2 protein-coding genes and 1 pseudogene are annotated in these 1772 nt (G+C 65.2%); 2 read left to right on the top strand and 1 reads right to left on the bottom strand.

Annotated elements, in window-relative coordinates:
- Positions 1 to 289 precede the first annotated feature (289 nt).
- Positions 290 to 465, bottom strand: a pseudogene (gene tnpB / locus WA989_RS13675) (IS66 family insertion sequence element accessory protein TnpB); the annotation flags it as partial.
- Between the two features lie 94 nt (positions 466 to 559).
- Between tnpB and WA989_RS13670 the strand changes: the two are divergent.
- Together WA989_RS13670 and WA989_RS13665 are read left to right on the top strand one after the other, a co-directional pair.
- Positions 560 to 1509, top strand: a protein-coding gene (locus tag WA989_RS13670) for an IS630 family transposase (protein ID WP_424341045.1) whose coding sequence is annotated in 2 segments (ribosomal slippage) — positions 560 to 902 and positions 902 to 1509 — 951 coding nt in all. Because the reading frame shifts where the segments join, the coding sequence is not laid out codon by codon here.
- 63 nt (positions 1510 to 1572) lie between these two features.
- Positions 1573 to 1772, top strand: a 200-nt coding sequence (locus WA989_RS13665; RefSeq protein ID WP_424341044.1) for a hypothetical protein, incomplete at its 3' end; no start/stop codon positions are given.

Below are 1772 nucleotides of genomic sequence, written 5' to 3'. Positions count from 1 at the left end.
CTGCTCTCGCCGCCGCATGAGGCCAAGAGGGAGGAAGACTTACCGCCATCGCGCCTGACGGCGTGAACCGGATCGTTCCCGTGGGGACGATGGGCGAGGCGATCTCGTCGAGAGTCTCGAGCCCGCGGCGCCAGCCGCGAGGTCGTGAAACAGATTGAGACGCCTCGCTCTCCTGACCCCATCATGCGGCGGCCCCGCGCCGACCGCGAAGAGAAGCGCGTGACCCGCGGGAGCGAGATCAGAAAGACCGAGAAAGAGGCAAGGAGCAGCTTGACCTCTTCAATCCCAATCAGAGAAGACTCTCAGCAGGCTGCCAGGTGCGCCGGGGCGCCCGCCAGTCGATCCCTTTGAGCAGCATCGCGAGCTGCGCCGGGCTCACGGCGACCTTGCCGTCGGCGGGCGGTGGCCAGACGAAGCGCCCCGTTCGAGCCGTTTGGAGAAGAGGCACGCCCCTTGGCTGTCCCACTAGAGCGTTTTCGGACCTTCCTGAATCATTGAGGATTCCCAATCGGGCCGGGTTGTGATTCACCATGAATGCTGGAGATGGAGGCCAGCATGAATGGGTCGATACCTTTCCGAAGATCTGCGAACGAGAGTGATCGTGGCAGTCGAATGCGGCATGTCCCGCCGCGCCGCTGCGGCGCGTTACGGCGTCAGCGTCTCGAGCGCGATCCGATGGGTCGGCGCCCACCTCAAAGAGGGTCGCTCGACGGCCAGGCCGCAAGGTGGCGACCAGCGATCAGGGCGGATCGAGGCGCAGCATGACTTCCTGATGGCGGCTGTCGAGGAAACGCCCGACATCACGCTTGCGGAGCTGCGCGCGCGGCTGATCGAGGATCGGGGCGAGACTTTCGCGGTCTCCACGATCCACCAGTTCTTCCGCCGCCGTGACGTAAGTTACAAAAAAAGACAGCGCACGCCAGCGAGCAGGAGCGCGCCGACGTAGCCGCCCGGCGGGAGGCGTGGTTCGAGCTTCAGCCCGATCTGGACCCGGCGCGGCTGGTCTTTCTGGATGAGACCGGAGCCACGACCAAGATGGCCCGTCTGCGCGGGCGCAGCCCTCGCGGTGAGCGCTGCCGCGCCAGCGTCCCTCACGGTCACTGGAAGACCACCACACTGGTAGCGGGTCTGCGGCTCGATGGCATGACCGCGCCGATGGTGATCGACGGCGCCATGAACGGCGAAGCGTTTACCGCCTATGCGCAGACGTTGCTGGCGCCGGCTCTGGCCCCGGGCGACATCGTGATCATGGACAACCTGCCTGCGCACAAGGTCGCCGGCGCCCGCGCCGCCATCGAGGCGACCGGCGCGTCGGTGCTGTTCCTGCCGCCCTATTCGCCGGACTTCAACCCGATCGAGCAGGCGTTCGCCAAGCTGAAGGCACTGCTCCGCAAGGCCGCGGCGCGAACTGTGGACGCTCTGCAGAACGCCATCGCAGTCGCTCTCGACGCATTCACGCCAGACGAATGCGCAAACTACTTCGCAAACTCAGGATACGAACCGGATTGATGCGAAAATGCTCTAGAAGCCGGGTTCGGGCTGACAGTTTCCACCGTCGAACTCGGCACGGTGATGCGGCAGCGCGAGGGCAGCACGATCCTCAAGCGCGCCACCGGGATTCGGAAGGCGATCGCGGCCGACGTCTTCAACGGCTTTTCGTTAGAGCCGGATGGCGAGGAGATCGTCCAGATCGAGTCCGAGGTCGCATTCGACGTGCTCGAGCGGAGCGAGCGGTCACGCGGTTCAAGCGTGGTCGTTGTTCGGTCCAATGC

Source organism: Henriciella sp. (assembly GCF_049649345.1).
GTDB lineage: Bacteria > Pseudomonadota > Alphaproteobacteria > Caulobacterales > Hyphomonadaceae > Henriciella.
Note: the sequence above shows the minus strand (reverse complement) of the source record. Positions and strands in the feature narration are given on the sequence as shown.